The organism is Frankia gtarii, from assembly GCF_025403375.1.
Lineage (GTDB): Bacteria > Actinomycetota > Actinomycetes > Frankiales > Frankiaceae > Frankia > Frankia gtarii.
Genome location: NZ_JAMPTM010000386.1, coordinates 1 through 4,985, shown reverse-complemented (window position 1 = coordinate 4,985; position 4,985 = coordinate 1). Strand labels below are relative to the sequence as shown.

The 4,985-nt window shown below is 72.3% G+C and carries 5 protein-coding genes; 2 read left to right on the top strand and 3 right to left on the bottom strand.

Going from position 1 to position 4,985, the window contains the following annotated elements; genetic code table 11:
* Together NBZ83_RS30025 and NBZ83_RS30020 are read right to left on the bottom strand one after the other, a co-directional pair.
* Nucleotides 1-939 (bottom strand): NAD(P)-dependent oxidoreductase (locus NBZ83_RS30025; protein ID WP_261576306.1); only part of this gene is annotated, 939 nt, incomplete at its 3' end.
* 193 nt (nt 940-1,132) lie between these two features.
* Nucleotides 1,133-1,990: an SAM-dependent methyltransferase gene (locus tag NBZ83_RS30020; protein WP_261571023.1), complete on the bottom strand. Its 858-nt coding sequence runs from the start codon at nt 1,988-1,990 to the stop codon at nt 1,133-1,135.
* Between the two features lie 250 nt (nt 1,991-2,240).
* On the opposite strand from NBZ83_RS30020, the gene NBZ83_RS30015 reads away from it, so the two are divergent.
* On the top strand, nt 2,241-3,212 hold the full coding sequence (locus tag NBZ83_RS30015; RefSeq protein WP_261576305.1) for an aldo/keto reductase: 972 nt from the start codon (nt 2,241-2,243) through the stop codon (nt 3,210-3,212).
* A gap of 9 nt (nt 3,213-3,221) precedes the next feature.
* Here the strand turns inward: NBZ83_RS30015 and NBZ83_RS30010 are convergent, their stop codons facing one another.
* A complete protein-coding gene (locus tag NBZ83_RS30010; protein WP_261576304.1) occupies nt 3,222-3,581 on the bottom strand; it encodes a MerR family transcriptional regulator in 360 nt (119 codons plus the stop codon).
* 427 nt (nt 3,582-4,008) lie between these two features.
* Here NBZ83_RS30010 and NBZ83_RS30005 point away from each other — a divergent pair.
* Nucleotides 4,009-4,985 (top strand): DUF222 domain-containing protein (locus tag NBZ83_RS30005; RefSeq protein ID WP_261576303.1); only part of this gene is annotated, 977 nt, incomplete at its 3' end.

Genomic DNA, 4,985 nt, shown 5'->3' with positions numbered 1-4,985 from the left:
GGCCGGGGCGCTGCGGGATTCGAGGGCCGTGAGGACGGCGACCATGTCGGCGGCGGCATGGCCCTGCGCCACGGTTTCGCGGTACAGCGCCTCGCAGACGTCCGTCAGGGGTGAGGCGATGCCGGCGGCCCGGGCCGCCTGCGTGATCAACTGGATGATCTCCAGCACGTCGGGGACGCCCGCCTGCACGGTGAAGTCACGCTCGACGAGCTTCGGCAGCTTCACCCGGCAGACGTCGCTGGCCATCGGACCCGCGGCCAGCACCCGGCCGAGCACGCCGAGGTCGACGTCGTTGCGCCGAGCGAAGTGCACCGCCTCCGCGAGGCCCGTCACCAGCGTGACCAGGAACAGGTTGACGGCGAGCTTCGTCGACATCGCCCCCGGAACTCCCCCGCAGTCCACCAGGTCATGGCACATCGGAGCGAGTAGCGCTCGCACGCCGGCGACGTCGGCCGGGTCGCCGGCGAGCATGCCCACGAGCCGGCCGGCCTCGGCGGGCCCGCGCGAGCCGGACACCGGCGCCTCGACGAAGCGACCGCCCACGGCGCGGACGTCGGCGGCGAGGGCCCGCGAGTAGGCGGGCGACGTCGTCCCCATCTGGATGAGCGTGCGGTCCCGCAGCCGGGCCGGGAAGGTCGGGCCGGCGCGGTCGAGCACCGCGTCGATCGCCTCGGGACCGGCGAGCATCACGATCACGGTGCGGCAGCGCGCGAACACCTCGGCGGCGTCCTCGGTGGTCCCGGCCCCGACCGTCGCCAGCGGCCTGGTGCGGGCGGGCGTGCGGTTCCACACCACCAGCGGCCGGCCCGACGCGGCGAGGTTCACCGCCATCGGCTGGCCCATCGTGCCAAGCCCGAGGAAGCCGATTGGCGCCGTCACGGTCGCAGGTTCCGGATCGTCCGCGGACGCCGGGCCGACCGCGGTGGACGTTGAGGACATCGCGTTACCCTCCCCGCTTCGACCGGAACAGGACAGGCCCAGTATCGAGGCCTGGCCAGGATCTGGCCCGGCGAGCGGGGACCGTGCTCCACGCGGGCGGGAACCCCGCGGCGGGCGTGGCGGGAGTCGGACGGCGTGCGGGCGCGGGCCTGCCGCGCCCGCACGCCCGCTCGTCTGCCCGCCTATCTGTCCGTCAGACCTTTCGGCCGACCGCGCCGTAGTTGCTGACCTCCAGGTCGGTCAGCTCGGTGGCGGTGCCGTCGGGGCGCCAGCGGTGGACGACCTGGACCCCCGGCTCGACCAGCTCCAGACCGTCGAAGAAGCGCGCGACCTGCGCGCGGGTGCGCGGCTGCAGGGGGATGCCGCGGCTGCGGTAGGTCTCGGCGACCTGCTCCCACCCCGGGTCCTCGTCGGCGGTGATGTGGGAGAGGGCGAGGTAGCTGCCGACGGGCAGCGCGTCGACGAGGCGGCGGACAATGCCGTAGGGGTCGTCCGAGTCGGGGACGAAGTGGAACAGCGCGATGAGCGACAGCGCGATCGGCTTCGTCACGTCGAGGGTGTCGCGCAGCTCCACCGAGCTCAGAATGCCCTCGACGTCTCGGACGTCGACGTCGAGGTAGGCCGTGGCGCCCTGGGAGGTGCCGGTGAGCAGCGCGCGGGCGTGGGTGAGGACGATCGGGTCGTTGTCCGCATACACCACGCGCGCGTCGGGGGCGATGCCCTGGGCGATCTCGTGCAGGTTCGGCGAGGTGGGGATGCCGGTGCCGATGTCGAGGAACTGCCGGATCCCGACCTCGCCGGCCAGGAAACGGACCGTCCGGGCCAGGAACGCCCGATTCTCCCGGGCGACGAGCCGCAGGTTCGGGAACGCGACGAGTGACTGCTCGGCCGCCTCCCGATCGGCCGGGAAGTTGTCCTTCCCGCCGAGGAAGTAGTCGTACATCCGAGCCGAATGCGGCTGGTCGGTCTTGAGATCCACCGGATTGCGCTCCTCGACGAGACTCTGCCACCACCGCCCGCCCGCCAGGTCCCGCTCGCCTGCATCCGTCATCGCGGCCAGCCCCCTCACATCTCCGGCGATTCCCTCCGTAATGACCCTAACTGTTGGGTCCCCTCACGCTCCGACGCGGGCGTCTTCGTGACCCTCGCCATGCTCCGCGAGGCCGGTACGTCGGCGGTATGGGCACGTCTGCAGGGCCGACAGGTGGGCCGGCCACCCGGGACTCCCGCAGCCGACGGACTAGTTTGGTGACGGGCGCAGCACCCGGCCCGTCCCGCCCACTCGGATTGGATCACGGCGCATGCAGCATGTGTCACTGGCCGGACTCGACGTCTCCCGCCTCGGTCTCGGCGCGATGGGGATGTCGGCGTACTACGCCGGCGCCGGTGGGGACGACGCCGAGTCGATCCGGACGATCCACCGGGCACTGGACCTCGGCGTCACCTTCCTGGACACCGCGGAGATCTACGGCCCGTACCGCAACGAGGAGCTCGTCGGCCGGGCGATCGCCGGGCGACGCGACGAGGTGGTGCTGGCCACCAAGTTCGGGCTGATCTCGCACCGCGACGGTGACCGGCCCGGTCTCGACAGCTCGCCGGCGAGCCTGCGGGCCGCGCTCGACGGGTCGCTGCGCCGCCTCGGGGTGGAGCACGTCGACCTCTACTACCAGCACCGGGTGGACCCGGACACGCCGATCGAGGACACCGTCGGCGCGCTCGGCGAGCTGGTCGCCGAGGGCAAGATCCGCCACATCGGCCTGTCCGAGGCTGGCGTCGAGACGATCCGGCGGGCCCATGCGACCCACCCGATCACGGCCCTGCAGACCGAGTACTCGCTGTGGTCGCGGGAGCCGGAGGCGGAGATCCTGCCGCTGCTGCGCGAACTCGGCATCGGTTTCGTCCCCTACTCCCCGCTCGGCCGCGGATTCCTGACCGGCCAGATCCGTTCGGTGGACCAGCTCGAGGCCGGCGACTTCCGCGGCGGCAATCCCCGCTTCGCCGCGGAGGCGCTGGCGCAGAACCTGCGCATCGTCGCCGAGGTGGAGGCCGTCGCTGGCGAGGCCGGGGCGACCCCGGCGCAGGTGGCGCTGGCCTGGCTGCTCGCCAAGGGCGACGATCTCGCCCCGATTCCGGGCACGAAGCGGGTCAGCCGGCTGGAGGAGAACGTGGGCGCGGACGCGCTCGACCTCACCCCCGACCAGCTCGCCCGGCTCGACGCGATCGAGCCGCCGGCCGGCGACCGCTACGCCGACATGTCCACGATCAACCGCTGACCAGTCCGGTCAGCGGGTGGGGCCGAGCCGGTGGGCCAGCCGGTCACGAAGCGCGGTGAGGGCGGCGATGCGTTCCTCCAGCGTGCCCAGCCGTCGGACGGCCACCGCAAGCGCGTCGGAACAGGCGGGCCCGGCCTGGAACTGCTCCGGCAGCGGATGGGCGAGCAGCGGGAGCAGGGACCGGACGTCGTCCACGGTGAACCCGCTGGCAAGCAGGTGCCGGATGTTGCCGACGGTGATGACGGCGCCGTCGTCGTACACGCGGTAGCCCGCGCGGGTGCGGCTCGACTGCAGCAGGCCCTGCTCCTCGTAGTACCGCAGCGCACGCGGGGTGGTACCGGCCGCACGCGCCAGCTCACCGATCTGCATCCATCCACCTCACATCGCGCACTGACCGGCTCACCCATGTACGCAGCACGGCCCGCACGGCCGGGTCGGCGGACGGATCGCCACGGTGATTGTGCTCCTCGCGTCATCGAGAGCGAGCTCCTTCTCCGGACCACCCCAGGCCCCCGACGACCGGGCCGGCGACGGAACCCGATGCCTCCACGCCCTTCGACCGGCACCCGACGAATGCCGTCCGATGACGATGGAAACGCTGGTGCTGGCCGGCCGAGGGTCAGTACCTCGCCTCACGCATAGTCCACCTATGGCTACGTCCCTTAGTGATCGAGGTAACGAGGGTAGCTGCGGCCCGGCGGTTCGACCGCGTGGCGGGTTGGTTCCCGTGTCGTCTCCGCCCACAGCGTACGAACATGTGTTCGACATTCGGTCTGTGTTGTTCTACCGTTGACCCATGGTTTTCGACGACGACCTCGGGGACGGCCCTGACCCGCCGGCCCGCCTCGCGACGATCTCCCGGCAGGTCGACGGGCTGCTATGCGCGGATGCCTGGCGGTTGTCCGACGGTGAGTTGGACGAGCTGGTCGAGGGGGTGTGCCGGCTGGCCGGCCGGGTCGCCGCCGTGCGGGGTCTGCTGTTCGTGGAGGCCCAGGACCGTGGGTTCGCCGTGCGTCAGGGCGCCACCGATCTCGCCGGCTGGCTGCGGGACCGGCTGCGGCTGACGACCCGCGACGCCCGCCGGCAGGTCACCCTCGCCCGCGACACCACCACCGTCTGCACCGCCACCGGCGCGGCGCTGGCCGACGGAACGATCACGGTCGAGCAGGCGGTGGTCATCGGCGACGCGATGCGCGCCCTGCCCGCCGGGGTCACCCCCGACCAGCGCACCGCCGCCGAACAGGCACTGCTGCGCTTCGCCGACCAGTTCGACCCCATCCACCTCGTCAGAATCGCCGCCCGCCTGCGCGAAACGTTGACCACCGTGGACACCTCTCCCGGCGGCGACGACCCCCACACCGACAGCCACACCGGCGAACACACCAACCCCAGCACCGGCAGTAGCAAGACCGGCAGCGGCAGGACGGACAGTGGCACCGGTGGTGGCGGTCCTGATGGTGGCAGCGGCGGGGGCGGTGGGGAGAAGCCGAGCCCGGATCCGGCGGACATCCGCCGGCTCACCCTCACCGACACCCCGACCGGTACCACTGTGATCAGCGGCGAACTCGACGCCGAAGGCGCCGCACTGCTGCGCACCGCACTGGACAGCCTCGCCGCCCCCCATCCGGCCACCGACGGCACTCCCGACCGGCGCAGCCCCGCCCGCCGCCGCGCCGACGCCCTCATCGACCTGGTCACCCGCGCGTTGGGTGCCGCAGCCGTTCCCGAAAACGGCGGGGTGCGCCCACATCTGACCGTCACCATCGACTGGAA

Bases quoted from the DNA above. Each gene is read 5' to 3' on its own strand.
- NBZ83_RS30020 (WP_261571023.1), bottom strand. From the start codon at position 1,990: ATGACGGATGCAGGCGAGCGGGACCTGGCGGGCGGGCGGTGGTGGCAG.
- NBZ83_RS30015 (WP_261576305.1), top strand. From the start codon at position 2,241: ATGCAGCATGTGTCACTGGCCGGACTCGACGTCTCCCGCCTCGGTCTC.
- NBZ83_RS30010 (WP_261576304.1), bottom strand. From the start codon at position 3,581: ATGCAGATCGGTGAGCTGGCGCGTGCGGCCGGTACCACCCCGCGTGCG.